Origin of the sequence: Bacillus sp. JJ1609 (genome assembly GCF_036967045.1) — a bacterium.
Taxonomy (GTDB): Bacteria; Bacillota; Bacilli; order Bacillales; family Cytobacillaceae; genus Mesobacillus.
On the sequence record NZ_JBALSS010000010.1, the window covers coordinates 39,531 to 53,727 of the forward strand.

Here is a 14,197-nt window from a genome sequence, read left to right on the forward strand (position 1 = left end):
GTTCAATTAAATAAAATAAGTCTGTGCACTATTTTGTGCACTCTTTTCTGTACTGGTTATGTATACGGACAAAAAGCATGTGGTCAAAAAAGTCAGTATAGTTAAATGAACTCCACTTTTATTTATTTTCGAGGCAATATAAGAAGGTATCAAGCAATTAATTAATATATTTGAAATTTAGGTAGGGTATCATATCATTGATAATTTTAACTATAATCTAGGGGAGGAGAAACACTGAATAAGTTTAAACAAGGAAGTTGTTAGCTATAAGATTGCAGAAATGGATATAGTCTAATACAAAACGGAAATCGTAACTAAAGGGAATTTTCGGTACAAAGTGAAAAACAATATTGAAGGTGTCAACACTTTATTAAGAGAATAAGAAAATATATTACCAATAATAAAATACAGTAAAAAAAGGTAATGAGGGGGATTACCTTAGTGCTTTTGTTCTGTTATTGATCAAATTATTCTAAAACCAGACTTTGAGAGGTTCGGGGTAGGTTTGTGTGAAAGAATTCCATTAGCTTATTTATTTAGGAATCCAACCATTGCTGGTCTATCGAATCTTCTAGGAAAATTGGGCCTAAGTCTGATTTGATATGTTCAACAGCATGGGTAACGGATTCAAGATCGGTCACATCTGCTGTTGCTGCAGAAACCCTTACATCAAATTGTGCTAGTTCTGCAGCTACCTTTTCTAGATTAGAGATATTTAAGCCGATTAGGCCTAAATGAACGCCTTCTTTTGCTAAGGCGATAGCAGTAGCACGTCCAATGCCTCTTCCTGCGCCAGTAACTATTGCAGTTTTTCCATTTAAAGAAATCATTTTATCACTCCTGAAATTATTACAAATTGAAGTTTAATTCTAACAGAAAGACCGCAATCTTGTATGGAAACAGCTTGCGGTCTTTTCTATTTAGAACTCGAGGAATAATATATTTATTCTAAGTTGGCGTGTCTACCGTACATCTTATTGGTATCCAAACCTTTTTTCTCCATGAACCGAAGAATCACAGCGTCGTAAGATAGTAAAAGTGTTTGCTCAAATAATGAGCCCATTGGTTGAATCGTCTTAAAATCACTCTCCGACTGATCTTTAGGTGAGCCAGGCAACTTAATTGTGATATCCGCTAATTGTCCAATAGCGGACTCAGGGAAAATGGTTACAGCTGCAATCGTCCCACCTATGCTTTTTGCCTTCTCAGCCATGGAAACTAACCCTTTCGTTTCTCCTGAACCTGATCCAATGATTAAGATGTCATCTTTTTCAAAGTTAGGGGTTACTGTTTCGCCAATCACATAGGCATCTATCCCCATGTGCATCATTCGCATGGCGAATGATTTGGCCATAAATCCAGATCTACCTGCACCTGCAACAAAGATTTTTTTTGATTCAAGAATCCCATTAACTAATTTTTCAGCTTCATCATTCGAAATTAAATCTACGGAGCGATTTAACTCTTTTATGATTTCAGCTAGGTATTGAGTTGTATTCATAATCTGAATTACCCTTGATTAATCATTTGTTGCATTTTGGCAGCAGCAGCTTTTTTATCAGCTTGTCCAGTAATCCCGCCACCTACAATAACAAGGTCTGGTTGTACTTTGATGACTTCTGGAAGTGTGTCTAACTTAATACCACCTGCGATTGCAGTTTTAGCATTTTTTACAACACCTTTGATGGTTTGTAAATCTTCAAAAGAGTTCTTTCCAACTGCTTGAAGATCGTAGCCAGTATGAACACAAATATAATCAACGCCCATAGCGTCCACTTCTTTTGCACGTTCAGCAAGGTCTTTTACTGCAATCATATCAACAAGGATTTTTTTACCTTGTTTTTTTGCTTCGTCAACAGCACCTTTGATTGACATATCTTCAGCAGTTCCAAGAATTGTGACGATATCTGCACCTGCTTCAGAAGCTTTCATTACTTCATAACCAGCTGCATCCATGATTTTTAGGTCTGCTAATACCTTTAAGTTAGGGAATGCTTTTTTAACTGCTTTTACAGCATGAAGACCTTCGTTAATTACAACCGGTGTACCGATTTCAACGATATCAATATGTTCCTCTACTTCTTTTACCAGTTCAATTGCTTCTGGGATATTGACTAAATCTAATGCTAATTGTAATTCCATCTATATTCACTCCTATAATTTTTTTTTGTTGTACAGTGATAATGTCTCCAAAGGGTAATAATACTTTTACAGTAATATTATCCTTATAGTGCATTATCTGTACCTGCCAGCAATAAGGGATATCATGTCCTCTCGCTGAACAATTGCAAGTATACAATGTATATAACAACAATTAAAGTACGCACTTTTAATTTACATAGTGTTAAAAAGTATACTATAAGTTTTTTGATTATACTCTTTTTAACAGTAGGAGCTGCTATTGTAGCAATGGGGTTAGAAATGATATTAGCGCCAAATGGGCTGGTAGATGTTGTGAAAAGCGGAGGGGCCATCGAGGGAATTGAAATGCTGGCTATATGGTTTAACCGGCATTATTGAATACCGATTGCCACATTCTTATTAGCTCAGAAAAACCGGACGAAATTGGTGAAAGGATAATCAAAGAATTAAATATGAGTATTACTATTTATATGGTGAAGGTGGATTTTTAAGTGAAAAGAAGAAAATAGTCTATTGTAACCAATCCATTTATTTATTCGAAATTAAAAAGGGTTATATTGTAAGTTGATCCTAATGCAATTATGGAGGCTTCTTATGTTTGTGAGACATCCGGTTTAGATAATCCGCTTATTACGCCAAAAGCTTCAACACATAAAGAATACTGTACTCAACAAATTTATATCACTTATAATTTTTGGCCAGGGAGATGATGCTCACCCTGGCTTTTTAATTTAATTAACACAAAAATAGATGAGTTTATTTCCTATAGTATACATTTTGTTATTATGTTATTTTTTTATCACTATTTAAATAAAAAGTGCGTACTTCCATTTAAAAAATGTAGGTATTATACTTACATCTTGTTGCAACATTGGATTCAAGAATACTGTGGTTATTGATCAGTCATCTGATCTTCCGCATTCAGTTTACTACATTGAAAGGGTGAATAGTATGTTCGGGTTACATGCAAAGCATCACAAAGTTTGTTCAAGATGCCTAACCTTCACATCGAATAATGGTTATTGTCCAAAATGTGGTCATTCGCATTTTAGGGACATCATTATTACGGTCCAAGCAGGTTCAAATAAAAATATGGCTAAGCCAGGGATTGGCTATCAAGAGTTATAGTAGTTTTTTAAGAAAGGCATAAGTGAAATTTTAAATTTTGGAGGTATGTAAAATGGAGGCAATGACATTTGTTTTATTTGGGGCGACAGGGGACTTAGCAAAAAGAAAAATCTTCCCGGCTCTATATAATTTATTTTTGGATCAAAAATTACCTCTGCCCATCTCAATTATTGGGGTGGGCAGAGGTGATTTATCAGATACTGATTTCCAAAACCATGTGAAAGATTCCTTAAAAACATTTTCTAGACGATCACTAAATGAAGATTCAAACCTTGAAGTGTTTATCCGTGCCTTTCGGTATAGCCATGTAGATGCTATCAAGGCTGAAGGATATAAGGGATTACTTGAACTAGTTAAACAACGTGAAGAAGAATTGAATATTCCAGAAAATCGTATGTTCTACCTATCTGTTGCTCCTGAGTTTTTTAATGTGATTGCTTTCAACATTAAAGAGAGTGGTCTAGGTTCTACTAAAGGTTGGAAACGTCTAATTATCGAAAAACCGTTTGGACATGACTTAAAATCAGCTCAAGAATTAAACGATAAACTAAGTAAAGCTTTTGATGAAGAAGAAATTTTTCGCATCGACCACTATCTTGGAAAGCCGATGGTACAAAACCTGGAAGCGTTAGGATTTGCAAATCCAGTGCTTCAAGCATTATGGAACAACCAATACATTGCAAATGTGCAAATTACTGCAAGCGAAACAGTTGGGGTTGAAGAGAGAGCTGGTTATTATGATCAAGCTGGGGCTATTCGCGACATGTTTCAAAATCATATGCTGCAAATGTTGATGATGACAGCAATGCAGCTGCCAAAACAAATTAGTGCAGAAGAGATCCGCAATGAAAAGAGAAAAGTAATAGAATCACTTCGTCCATTAAAGAAAGAGGATGTGGTGAATCATGTGATTCGAGGTCAATATGGTCCTGGTGAAATCCAAGGTAAACCAGTTGTTGGGTATACAGGAGAACCTGAAGTTGCTCCTTCTTCTTTAAATGACACATTTGTGGCTGCCCGTCTATGTGTGGATAATGATTTTTGGAGAGGGGTTCCTTTCTATATCCGTACAGGAAAAAGAATGACAGAGAAATCCACCCGGATTGTGATTGAATTCAAAAATACTTTAAAGGATTTGTATAGGACTCAAGAAGCAGAAACTGCGCCAAATCTTTTAGTGATTGAAATCAATCCAAACGAAAGTGTTTCATTACAATTAAATAGTAAAAACCCATTAAACAATGGAAAAATCGAACCAGTCAATGTTGATTTTTCTGCTAAGCAAGCAGATGTTCCTGAAGCGTATGAGCTTTTAATTTACGATGCAATGCGTGGCGACTCAACGTTCTTTGCACATTGGAAAGAAGTGGAGTTGTCTTGGAAATGGGTACAGCCTATCTTAGAGGCTTTTGAGGAAAATACAATTCCCCTTCAATTATATCCATCCGGGTCAATGGGACCAGATGCTTCCCATCAATTATTGGCGGAGGAAGGATATAAATGGTGGTAGTAATAAAAGATGAAGATATTTTTTAGATTATTAAGGAGGAAATGAACATGAAAGTTGGATTAATTGGTTTAGGAAAAATGGGATTAAACTTAGGTCAAAATTTAATTGATAACAAGCACGAAGTAGTAGCTTTCGATGTAAATGGAAGTGCCGTTGAAGAAATGAAGAAATACGGTGCTCAAGGTACATCTGATTTAAAAGAACTTGTTGAATCATTAGAAAAACCTAGAGTTGTATGGATTATGGTTCCGCATGCTGTGGTAGATTCAGTAATTGATGAAGTGACACCATTATTAGGCACTGGAGATATCGTAATTGAAGCAGGAAATTCTCACTATAAGGAATCCATTCGCCGATATAACCAGCTAAAGGAAGTAGGAATTCACTTTATGGATGCCGGTACTTCTGGTGGAATGGAAGGTGCTCGTAATGGAGCATGTTATATGATTGGTGGAGACCCTGAAGCCTGGAGCATCGTGGAACCTATTTTCAAGGATACAGCTGTCGAAAACGGATTTATCTATGCTGGTAAAGCAGGGAGCGGTCATTTCTTAAAAATGGTTCACAATGGAATTGAATACGGTATGATGGCAGCGATTGGTGAAGGATTCGAGGTATTAGAAAAAAGCAATTTCGATTTTGACTACGAAAAAGTGGCTAGAGTGTGGAATAACGGCTCAGTTATTCGTTCATGGCTCATGGAGTTGACTGAACGTGCATTTTCAAAAGATGCAAAGCTAGATGAAATTAAAGGGATTATGCACTCTTCTGGTGAAGGGAAATGGACTGTTGAAACAGCTTTAGATTTACAAGCAGCCACTCCTGTTATCGCAATGTCTCTTTTGATGCGTTACCGTTCATTAGACAGCGATACTTTTACAGGTAAAGTGGTAGCTGCATTAAGAAACGAATTTGGTGGACATGTTGTTGAAAAAAACTAACAGAATTACATCTGTCACATTTAATAGAAAAAGAGTCAATAAAAATAGGTGAAGAAAAATAGCTCATTATTCGTGAAATGGTAATGAAAACAATGAATATGATGGTAGAAAAGGATGTGAAGTTCATGAATGTATTGGATGCAAAAATGATAAATACTCAGTATGGTATAGAAACTTATCTAGATCTATTGAAAAATGTTGAAGTGAAAGACATTCAATATGTTACAGAGACAGCTTCTTTTTACGAAATCACTATTGGTGTAGAGTATTTTCGGTTAAGAAATGAAAATTATTATAATAGTGAAAAGAGATATTTTAAGATGCGTATGAATTCTGATTTAAATGCTATTACTATAATAGAAACAAAAAGAGAAAGTTTATTTGCTGTGAAAAATGAATTTGAAAGATCTGCAACAAAGGAACTGATTGGAGAGTGGCTAATAAAAAGCAATGCTTTCAGAAAAGTTCTTAATGATTTGATAGCTGATAAGAAAATGGAAAACGTTAAAACTGAGGAAAATATAATAGGAACAATAAGGTTCCTGGAGAAATTACTGGAAATCACAACAGAAGACATTTTAAGTGCTCGTGTTGAGAGATCTCACTAGTTTCTGAAATAACCATTAATAATGATAGAAAATTTATTTGGAGTATGTTTTTTAGAAATGTTAAATAGGGAATCTCAAACGGTATGAATTCCCTATTTAACTCCTGTTCTATTTCTGTAATGCATCTTCCTATCAAGAAAATATGTTTAACTTTTCCAATCATATAAGATTCCCTAATAAACATGAGTAAGAAAACGGTAATATATTTATCTTGCCAGGAACATTTAACAAATAAAATTTATGTAAATGGTTATCCTTATCTGTAATAGATAGGAGGGATGATAAAATGGAACAAGTTAATCACCATACTAAAATTAATGCATCAGAAAATGCTGTCATTTGATCACTATATGTTAATGACGGTTTGTCACGATGTATTTTTCGCTATATGTTACATGAAGTATAGGATGAAGATATTCGCGATTTAATGGAATTTGCTTTAGAATTATCAGAAACTCATTTAGAAAAAACGAAGCAATTCATATCCTTAGAAAATCTTCCAATTCCAATAGGCTTTACAGACGAAGATGTCACAGTAGACGCTCCTAGTTTATTTACTGATACATTTAAGACTGTTTATTTACATATTATTACAATTCGCAGTTTGACGAGATATGCTGGTGCCACTAGTGTTTGTATACGAGAGGATGTCAGAAAATACTTTATTGAATGTACTTCGCAATCGTTTGAACTATATGATAGGGTAACTAGTGTTTCCTTAAATAAGGAAATTATTAACAAATCCTCTACTTTAAACAATCAACAAAAGATTGATTTTGTTAGGAAGCAAAATTATTTAACTGGTTGGTTGGGAAACGTAGACCTATTAACGGAATTGAAATCAGTGGTATGCATCTTAATATGCAGAAAACAATGGTGAAAATGGTATTGGTGTTAGGATTCAGTCAAGTTTGTCAATCTAAAGAGGAACGAGATTATATGGAACGTGCTAGTAAGCTTTGTATTAAACACTTTGATATTCTAAGTTCAAGGTTAAAAGAGGAAAATCTTCATGTTCCTAAGTTATTTGAAACAGAAGTAACCGATTCAACCCTACCTCCCTTTTCAGGTAAACTTATGCTATTTCATATAGCGAAACTGCTTTCTGCAGCAATTGCTTGTTATAGTGAGGCATTATCAATGGGACAAAGAAGAGACTTAACGGCAGATTACGCACGAATGAATACCGAAATTGCCTTAATTGCTGAAGATGATATAAATCTATTAATAGAAAAGGGATAGATGGAACAACCTACCTCTGCCACTGATCACGAAAGTTTGGCAAAGAATTAGATCAATGATAATTATGCTTTATGAAAAAGAAAGGACCTAGTTATGATGGGTGTAAAAATGGTTGATAAAAAAATAGTCGGTGAAAAAGCAGCAGATTTTGTTAAAGATGGCATGGTTGTGGGGCTTGGTACGGGTTCGACAGTTTTTTATACCATACAAAAGCTTGGTCAGCTAGTGAAGGAAGGCCTTTCCATTAAAGGTATTCCAACTTCTGTTCAAACGGAAGAATTGGCTAAAGAAATAGGCATTCCACTTACTAGTTTTAGTGAAATAGAAAGTATAGATATTGCTATTGATGGAGCAGATGAAGTTAATTCAGACTTAGAACTAATCAAAGGTGGTGGCGGCGCACTTTTAAGAGAGAAAATCATAGCAAGAGCAGCTAAAACATTTATTGTTGTAGCAGATTCATCTAAAAGGGTAGAGAAATTAGGTGCGTTTCGATTGCCTGTAGAAGTTATTCCGTTCGGTTATGAAATGACGGAAAAACATATTAGAGCCATGGGTTTAGTCCCAGAAATTCGATTAAACAGAGAAAATCCGTTTATTACTGAAAATGGGAACTATATTTTTGACTGCGAAATTTCTGAGCACGTTCAACCTGAGATGTTAGAACGAATGCTTAACATGATACCGGGAGTAGTTGAAAATGGGTTATTTGTTGGCATGACTGACTTAGTTATCACTCTGGATCGAGAAAAAAATGTTGTCATGTTAAGAAAGTAATTTCCTTTAGAGAGAGACTTTGGGTCCCTCTCTATTGTTTTATTAAATCTTTACTATGATTCTACCTCTTGCTTGTCCTTTTGAAATAGTAGGTAAGGTTTCAGGTAAATCTTTAAGTGTAATTTCTTTATTCACAGTTTCAGAAAGAGTAGAAGGTTTTAAATCGGTTGCCATTCGATTCCAAAAAAATTCCTATGGCCGCATCATTCTTTAACTTCTTTTTTGAACAGCACAATAGAATTATATATTCACTGCTAATAAATATGTATGGAATAATATTACAAGTACATACTTTTATTTTATATAGTGAAAAAAGTATACTGTAGGTTATAATAAATATGGAGGTGAAGTGAAATGTCACGAATGCAGGATAAGATGTTTAATTGTGAAAAAGAATTAACTCTTTCCGTTATCGGTGGTAAATGGAAGATGCTTATACTATGGCATTTAGGAAAAGAGGGAACGAAGCGATTTGGTGAACTGAAAGCTCTTATGCCAGGGATCACGCAAAGAATGCTAGTTAATCAATTGCGAGAACTGGAAGAAGACTTGATTGTAAACCGCGAAGTCTATCCCGTGGTTCCTCCAAAAGTAGAATACTCCCTTACTGAACAAGGAAGAAGCTTGATGCCGATTCTCGATGCTATGTATAACTGGGGGAAAGATTATATGGAAACTGCTGGGTTGAATCCTTTAGTACGACAAGAGTCGATTAGGTAAATTTTAACTGGTAATCTAAGGTTGACTCCGGCCAAGGGGGTCAACCTCTTTTCATGATAATTTAATAATTATTTTTAGTATTTTGTAATGCCTCAAAATAAAGCTGATAATTAACTTTTATTTTCATTTTTCCCCAAGCCGCTAACCATACCTTTTCGCTGATGGGTTTGGAAAACTTAACTGAACCAACTCATCCTTAATGTAAACCAAATAGATGGTTAAATATTAAAGAAAAGACTTATTTCGCTCTATAAGCATCTATGGTAATGATTCGGAAAAATTCTAGAATCTTTTAATTAGGTAAACACCACTACACCATTCTATCTGCGATCACCATCCAACCCACGTAGATAGCGGGAACAAAAAAAGGTAGGATTTATAACATTTTAGTAATTGACCACATACTTACTTTGTTTTTACCACACACCAATTGCACATTTATTGCACCGACTTAATTTTTTCCCTAGTTTTAAATTGAATTAATTTACTAACTGAACGCAAAAACGTTGATTTGTAAGCATTCTATTTACTCGGTTGGTTTTAATTGAACCATATATTTTTGCATCTTGATTTTGACAGGGTAGAGGTTCAGTAGTTCAATCCCTGTCGAAATCATAACTTATTTGGAAGCCGTAATTCCTTTTGTAAAACGAGGAAATGTATATGTGGTTAGATACGATTCAGGTATGAGGGGCGAGAGGAAATAAAAGTACAAAGGTGGGTTTAAGACCAAGAAGGCAGCGCAAGAGCCTTAACAAAGTTTTAGCGGAAATCGATGAAGGAACATACGTGGAACCCAATAAAGAAACGTTTTCTACTTATATTGAGAGTTGGTTTAATATGTCTTATAAACCAAGTGTAGAAGAGACCACTGCAGAAACCTGGTGGAGATATATAGAGAAACACATTATGCCTTTTTTTGGACTAACACCGTTGAATCTAATTACTACAAAAAAACTTGATAATTTTTATTATGTGAAATTAAAGGATGGATTATCACCAAAAACTGTTCGCGAATTCCATAATCTTTTGAGAAGTGCTTTTACACAAGCTGTGAAATGGTCACTTCTAAAAATCAATCCCGCATTAGACGCAACCCCGCCTAAGATAAAGTGTTAAAGGAAATAAAAATTTGGACTAAGGAACAAACTAAAGATTTCCTAATGATATTAGAAACAGAAAAGATGAACCCTATATTTGAAGTGATTATATTTACAGGATTAAGAAGAGGAGAAGCCTTAGGTCTGAAATGGGATGATATTGATTTTATAAAAGGAAAAATACATGTTAGGAGATCATTAGCAAAAATAAAGGAAAAGGGTCTATTTTTGAAAGATGTTAAAACCAAAAGTTCCAAAAGGCAAGTTTCGATTTCCCCTTAATTAATAAACAGGCTTCAGGAGTATATGAGAAACCAGGATCAAGAAAAAAAAGTACTTGGAGCTGCGTACCAAGATAACGGGATGGTATTCTGTACGTTTGAAGGAAAGCTTAAAGATCCTAGAAACCTTCTCCGCGAGTTTAACCGGCTGATTGAGAAGGCAAAACTTCCTAAAATCACAATTCATGATCTGAGACACCTTCATGCAACACAGCTTATGATTAACGGGGTTAACCCAAGGTAGTCCAGGAGAGGTTGGGACATTCTAGGGTAGCGATAACTTTAGATCTTTATTCTCACGTAAATGAGGATCTTCAAGTAGAAGCAGCGATGCGATTAGAAAATGATTTCTTCCATAATGGAAATTAGGTATCTGGATAGCGTTACACCCTATTGTTCAAACACTTTAGTATACTAAAGGTGTACACATTGTGTACACTTTAAGAAATTCCTCAGTAATTTACATTAGTATATACTGAAAAAACCCTTGCTGCGCAAGGGTTTCCGATGATGGAGAATAGGGGGCTCGAACCCCTGACCTCAACGCTGCCAGCGTTGCGCTCTCCCAGCTGAGCTAATCCCCCGTATATAATAAGATAAGGTACAAGAAAAATTATATCTCCAACTATACAGAGATGCAAGAAAAATTTAATTAATAATACAGAAAAAAGCCACTCAACAGCGGCTTTTCAACTACACACTTTCGATTTCTACCCGGTTGATTCCTTCTATTAACGAAACAGCTTCATAAACATCGGTGGTTTTTCTGCGGAAATCCACAGTGACTATTAACTGAACAAGCTGATTCCCCTCTGCTAAATCTTTAATGCGTACATTTTTTAACGCGATTTTTTCCGACTTAATTTTTGTGATAATATCGGCAATGCTCTCTCTGCCGTTCACATTGAATTGGAGACGTATTTCTTTCTCTCTCATCTGTCTTGGACCGATAAAAGTCATAAGGAATGGCATAAATTCAACGCTGACAATCAGCAGTGCCACGCCGGCGATCGCCTCTAAATAGAAACCTGCACCCACTGTGATGCCGATTCCAGCTGCTCCCCAAATCATTGCAGCGGTGGTGAGGCCGGAAATTGTATCATTTCCTCTTCTTAAAATAACACCTGCGCCAAGAAAACCTATTCCTGATACAATTTGAGCAGCCAGACGGAGTGGATCCATTGTAATGTTTACATCTTCATCACCTGGGAACATGTATGCAGATTCACTTGAAACAACTGTTAAGAGACAGCTGACAATTGATATGACTAAGCTGGTTTTTAGGCCAACCGGTTTTCTCTTAATTTCCCTTTCGAGTCCAATGACCAGCCCTAAAAAAGCTGATATTCCCAACTTTATTAAAATTTCCATATCCATAGAATACAACATAATAATCTCCTGCCCTGATAAGATGTATTTTCTTTCCCTATCTAAAGTTAAATAAACCCTTTTCGGATAAATTTTTTAATATAATAAGAAAAATGATGAATTTCATTGTAGAATACATATAAATTAAATATTGTTTCTAAATAAAAGGAGAATAGTGATGGAATCCCCAAAAGTTAATCCTTACTTAGCTGTTGCGATAGGTGTTGTAGCTGTGTCGACATCAGCGATTTTAGTAAAAGTATCTTCTGCCCCTTCGGGAGTCATTGCCTTTTACAGATTGTTTTTTTCAGTCTTATTTATGCTTCCGGTGTTTCTTTTAAAATATGTTTCAGAACTCCGTCTTATTACGAAACGGGATTGGGTGTTTACTGGGATATCCGGCGTATTCCTGGCTTTTCATTTTATTTTATGGTTCGAATCTTTGAACTACACCTCTGTAGCCAGTTCAACCGTATTAGTAACCCTGCAGCCTTTATTTGCATTTGCTGGAGCCTATATTTTCTTCAAAGAAAAATTATCTGCAAAAGCCATTCTAAGCGGGGTTATTGCCATTGGCGGAAGTGTGATTATCAGCTGGGGTGATTTTAAAATAAGCGGAAGTGCACTGTTCGGCGACTTCCTGGCAATTGTAGCCTGCGCACTGGTAACTGTTTATCTGCTGTTCGGGCAAACGGTGAGAAAAAGAATGTCCCTTATAACATACACATTTCTTGTCTATAGCATTAGTTCAATTACATTGTTCCTTTACGTTATTGCGGCTGGAGACTCTTTCTATCCTTACCCTAAAAGTGATTGGGTTTATTTCATCCTTCTTGCTTTAATTCCAACCTTACTGGGACATACGCTATTCAACTGGTCAATCAAATGGCTTAGTGCATCAATTATTTCAATGGCTATCCTTTTTGAACCGGTAGGAGCGACAATACTCGCTTATTATCTCCTGGGTGAAAACGTTATTTGGACTCAAATAGCAGGTGGATTAGTTGTTATTACAGGAATAACATTATTTTTAGTCGACGAAAGACAAATGAAGCTGAAAAATAGATCAGAGATAAATTCTATTTCAGGATAGGAGAGATGCGAATGCAAATACGGAGAGCGGAAGCAGGGGACGCCCTGGGAATAGCCAGGGTACATATAGAAAGTTGGAAAGAAACCTACGCAGGTATTATTAGTCAGGAATATTTGGATTCGCTAAAAATTGAAGATCGAATGGGACTGTGGAAGAGGAGTTTATCCCAAACACCGCAGCTATCCCCTGTATTTGTCGCAGTAAATGAAGAAAATAATATAGTCGGATTTGCTTCCTATGGAAAAGAACGCACTGAAAAATTTAATGCAGATGGAGAGTTATACGCAATCTACATTCTTAAAAAGTATCAAAGAGAAAGACTTGGGCTGAAACTACTCCACGCAGGAGTGGATGAATTACTGGAACAAAAATATACATCGATGCTTGTATGGGTCCTTGAAGAAAACAAAAGCCGTAAATTCTATGAAAGTCTTCTGCCCGTAAAAGCAGGAGAAGAAATCGATAAAATAGCAGGTAAGGAAGTTGTAGAACTAGCTTATGTGTGGGATGACTTGAAAGCTTTAAAACAAAAGCTAATTCATAAATTGAAGAGTGAGAAGAAATTGACCTGAGATAAAAAATCCCCTTGAGTAAGGGGATTTTTTTTAGGCTGTACACATAAATAGTTGATTTACTTAATAAATTTGCAGGCCAGAGTCTTATTAGATCGAGCATTAAGAAAAAATAACATAATATCCAAAGAAGCATTATATAAACAAGTATGTGAACCGGGAAAATAAGAAGGCGCAAATTGTGCTGAAAATGAAGGTACCGCCACGAACTTTTCCCTCTGCATTTGCAATTTTGATCGCCTCAATATAAGAAATGCAAAACAGGAATATTGCCATGAATAAAGATAGATATAGTGCGATTGATTGAAGCAAACAAAATCACCTCGTCATATAGTTTGTCCAAGCCATTATATGAACAGGGAAAGAAAAATATTAATAATACATAATAATAAGAAGAAAGTAGGGGGAGTTTTAAAAAAACTTTAACTCGTAAAATTTATTTAAAAATTATATTGCAAACATATTTTATCCATGGTATATTTAATCTCGCTTGAGAGAAAGCAACAAGATTTGATAAACAACTTCGTTTTTAACAAATGAAAAAAAAAACGTTGTTGACAATAACAAATCAACATGTTATATTAATAAAGTCGCTTCTAGGCGGCAAGCTAACTAACTTGTTCTTTGAAAACTAAACAAACAAGCGTCAACAAACAATAAATGATCGTGTATCTTCTATTATATAGAAAGAACACGAGCCAACGTTTTAACTTTA

At 35.4% G+C, this 14,197-nt stretch carries 14 protein-coding genes, 1 tRNA gene and 3 pseudogenes; 12 read left to right on the forward strand and 6 right to left on the reverse strand.

Annotated elements, in window-relative coordinates; all coding sequences use genetic code 11:
* Positions 1-578: 578 nt before the first annotated feature.
* From V7654_RS10555 to hxlA, 3 genes and pseudogenes are all read right to left on the reverse strand, one after another.
* Positions 579-830: pseudogene (locus V7654_RS10555) on the reverse strand (SDR family NAD(P)-dependent oxidoreductase); the annotation flags it as partial.
* A 113-nt stretch (positions 831-943) separates the two neighbouring features.
* A complete protein-coding gene (hxlB, locus tag V7654_RS10560; protein ID WP_335430299.1) occupies positions 944-1,501 on the reverse strand; it encodes a 6-phospho-3-hexuloisomerase in 558 nt (185 codons plus the stop codon).
* 8 nt (positions 1,502-1,509) lie between these two features.
* Positions 1,510-2,142, reverse strand: a complete 633-nt coding sequence (hxlA, locus tag V7654_RS10565) for a 3-hexulose-6-phosphate synthase (RefSeq protein WP_335430300.1) — start codon at positions 2,140-2,142, stop codon at positions 1,510-1,512.
* Between the two features lie 212 nt (positions 2,143-2,354).
* On the opposite strand from hxlA, the pseudogene V7654_RS23920 reads away from it, so the two are divergent.
* From V7654_RS23920 to rpiA, 7 genes and pseudogenes are all read left to right on the forward strand, one after another.
* Positions 2,355-2,852, forward strand: a pseudogene (locus V7654_RS23920) (DUF2179 domain-containing protein); the annotation flags it as partial.
* Positions 2,853-3,322: 470 nt separating this feature from the next.
* Entirely contained in the window at positions 3,323-4,780 is a 1,458-nt protein-coding gene (zwf, locus tag V7654_RS10575) for a glucose-6-phosphate dehydrogenase (protein WP_335430301.1), read from the forward strand.
* A gap of 47 nt (positions 4,781-4,827) precedes the next feature.
* On the forward strand, positions 4,828-5,721 hold the full coding sequence (gene gnd, locus V7654_RS10580; RefSeq protein WP_335430302.1) for a phosphogluconate dehydrogenase (NAD(+)-dependent, decarboxylating): 894 nt from the start codon (positions 4,828-4,830) through the stop codon (positions 5,719-5,721).
* An 83-nt stretch (positions 5,722-5,804) separates the two neighbouring features.
* On the forward strand, positions 5,805-6,329 hold the full coding sequence (locus V7654_RS10585) for a hypothetical protein (protein WP_335430303.1): 525 nt from the start codon (positions 5,805-5,807) through the stop codon (positions 6,327-6,329).
* A gap of 427 nt (positions 6,330-6,756) precedes the next feature.
* Complete coding sequence (locus V7654_RS10590) at positions 6,757-7,209, forward strand: DUF3231 family protein (RefSeq protein WP_335430304.1); 453 nt, start codon at positions 6,757-6,759, stop codon at positions 7,207-7,209.
* Positions 7,191-7,571, forward strand: coding sequence for a DUF3231 family protein (locus V7654_RS10595; protein ID WP_335430305.1), 381 nt, complete (start codon positions 7,191-7,193; stop codon positions 7,569-7,571). Before V7654_RS10590 ends, V7654_RS10595 begins: the two co-directional genes overlap by 19 nt.
* Before the next feature lie 108 nt (positions 7,572-7,679).
* Positions 7,680-8,348, forward strand: coding sequence for a ribose-5-phosphate isomerase RpiA (gene rpiA / locus V7654_RS10600; protein ID WP_335430314.1), 669 nt, complete (start codon positions 7,680-7,682; stop codon positions 8,346-8,348).
* A gap of 42 nt (positions 8,349-8,390) precedes the next feature.
* Here the strand turns inward: rpiA and V7654_RS10605 are convergent, their stop codons facing one another.
* On the reverse strand, positions 8,391-8,522 hold the full coding sequence (locus tag V7654_RS10605) for a hypothetical protein (RefSeq protein ID WP_335430306.1): 132 nt from the start codon (positions 8,520-8,522) through the stop codon (positions 8,391-8,393).
* 180 nt (positions 8,523-8,702) lie between these two features.
* Between V7654_RS10605 and V7654_RS10610 the strand changes: the two genes are divergently transcribed.
* The 3 genes and pseudogenes from V7654_RS10610 (at position 8,703) to V7654_RS10620 (ending at position 10,693) form a co-directional block, all read left to right on the forward strand.
* Positions 8,703-9,068 carry a winged helix-turn-helix transcriptional regulator gene (locus tag V7654_RS10610; protein ID WP_133370871.1) on the forward strand — a complete coding sequence of 122 codons (366 nt, stop codon included), beginning with the start codon at positions 8,703-8,705 and terminating at the stop codon, positions 9,066-9,068.
* Between the two features lie 717 nt (positions 9,069-9,785).
* Positions 9,786-10,187: a phage integrase SAM-like domain-containing protein gene (locus tag V7654_RS10615; protein ID WP_335430307.1), complete on the forward strand. Its 402-nt coding sequence runs from the start codon at positions 9,786-9,788 to the stop codon at positions 10,185-10,187.
* Positions 10,181-10,693: pseudogene (locus tag V7654_RS10620) on the forward strand (site-specific integrase). Before V7654_RS10615 ends, V7654_RS10620 begins: the two are co-directional and overlap by 7 nt.
* Before the next feature lie 267 nt (positions 10,694-10,960).
* On the opposite strand, the gene V7654_RS10625 reads toward V7654_RS10620, so the two are convergent.
* A tRNA-Ala gene (locus V7654_RS10625) sits at positions 10,961-11,033 on the reverse strand.
* A gap of 109 nt (positions 11,034-11,142) precedes the next feature.
* On the reverse strand, positions 11,143-11,826 hold the full coding sequence (locus tag V7654_RS10630; protein WP_335430308.1) for an MgtC/SapB family protein: 684 nt from the start codon (positions 11,824-11,826) through the stop codon (positions 11,143-11,145).
* Positions 11,827-11,995: 169 nt separating this feature from the next.
* Between V7654_RS10630 and V7654_RS10635 the strand changes: the two genes are divergently transcribed.
* Positions 11,996-12,910 (forward strand): DMT family transporter, encoded by a 915-nt coding sequence (locus V7654_RS10635; protein ID WP_335430309.1) that lies wholly within the window; start codon positions 11,996-11,998, stop codon positions 12,908-12,910.
* Positions 12,911-12,921: 11 nt separating this feature from the next.
* On the forward strand, positions 12,922-13,482 hold the full coding sequence (locus tag V7654_RS10640; RefSeq protein WP_335430310.1) for a GNAT family N-acetyltransferase: 561 nt from the start codon (positions 12,922-12,924) through the stop codon (positions 13,480-13,482).
* Positions 13,483-14,197 lie beyond the last annotated feature (715 nt).

Excerpts from the sequence above, each read along its gene's own strand:
- hxlB (WP_335430299.1), bottom strand. The coding sequence starts at position 1,501 with ATGAATACAACTCAATACCTAGCTGAAATCATAAAAGAGTTAAATCGC.
- hxlA (WP_335430300.1), bottom strand. The coding sequence starts at position 2,142 with ATGGAATTACAATTAGCATTAGATTTAGTCAATATCCCAGAAGCAATT.
- zwf (WP_335430301.1), top strand. The coding sequence starts at position 3,323 with ATGGAGGCAATGACATTTGTTTTATTTGGGGCGACAGGGGACTTAGCA.
- gnd (WP_335430302.1), top strand. The coding sequence starts at position 4,828 with ATGAAAGTTGGATTAATTGGTTTAGGAAAAATGGGATTAAACTTAGGT.
- V7654_RS10585 (WP_335430303.1), top strand. The coding sequence starts at position 5,805 with ATGAAAACAATGAATATGATGGTAGAAAAGGATGTGAAGTTCATGAAT.
- V7654_RS10590 (WP_335430304.1), top strand. The coding sequence starts at position 6,757 with ATGGAATTTGCTTTAGAATTATCAGAAACTCATTTAGAAAAAACGAAG.
- V7654_RS10595 (WP_335430305.1), top strand. The coding sequence starts at position 7,191 with ATGCAGAAAACAATGGTGAAAATGGTATTGGTGTTAGGATTCAGTCAA.
- rpiA (WP_335430314.1), top strand. The coding sequence starts at position 7,680 with ATGGTTGATAAAAAAATAGTCGGTGAAAAAGCAGCAGATTTTGTTAAA.
- V7654_RS10605 (WP_335430306.1), bottom strand. The coding sequence starts at position 8,522 with ATGGCAACCGATTTAAAACCTTCTACTCTTTCTGAAACTGTGAATAAA.
- V7654_RS10610 (WP_133370871.1), top strand. The coding sequence starts at position 8,703 with ATGTCACGAATGCAGGATAAGATGTTTAATTGTGAAAAAGAATTAACT.
- V7654_RS10630 (WP_335430308.1), bottom strand. The coding sequence starts at position 11,826 with ATGGATATGGAAATTTTAATAAAGTTGGGAATATCAGCTTTTTTAGGG.
- V7654_RS10635 (WP_335430309.1), top strand. The coding sequence starts at position 11,996 with ATGGAATCCCCAAAAGTTAATCCTTACTTAGCTGTTGCGATAGGTGTT.
- V7654_RS10640 (WP_335430310.1), top strand. The coding sequence starts at position 12,922 with ATGCAAATACGGAGAGCGGAAGCAGGGGACGCCCTGGGAATAGCCAGG.